Origin of the sequence: Wohlfahrtiimonas populi, from assembly GCF_002006795.1 — a bacterium.
Classification (GTDB): domain Bacteria; phylum Pseudomonadota; class Gammaproteobacteria; order Cardiobacteriales; family Wohlfahrtiimonadaceae; genus Wohlfahrtiimonas; species Wohlfahrtiimonas populi.
In genome coordinates this window covers 1-415 of the sequence record NZ_MVDN01000061.1, presented here as the reverse complement: position 1 = coordinate 415, position 415 = coordinate 1, and the positions used below count along the sequence as shown (strand labels likewise).

Below are 415 nucleotides of genomic sequence, written 5' to 3'. Positions count from 1 at the left end.
CTGATACATTGCGTGCAGATTTAACAAAAACTCAATTAGAAGCACAAGTTGAAATCTACCGTATGATGCGTCCTGGTGAACCACCTGCGAAAGAAGTGGCAGAAAGCTTGTTCCACAGTTTGTTCTTTGATATCGACCGCTATGATTTATCAGCAGTTGGTCGTATGAAGTTCAACCGTCGTTTAGGTCGCGGTACAGATGTTGGTNTGGTCGTATGAAGTTCAACCGTCGTTTAGGTCGCGGTACAGATGTTGGTGAAGGTACTTTATCTAATGAAGATATCGTTGAAGTGATCAAAACATTGGTTGATATCCGTAATGGTAACGGCACAGTAGATGACGTGGATCACTTGGGCAACCGTCGTGTACGTTGCGTTGGTGAAATGGCTGAAAATACATTCCGTATTGGTTTGGTT

General features: G+C 43.2%; 1 pseudogene. It reads left to right on the top strand.

The features are described 5' to 3' along the window. Positions 1-415 (top strand): annotated as a pseudogene (locus tag BZK16_RS14020) (hypothetical protein); the annotation flags it as partial.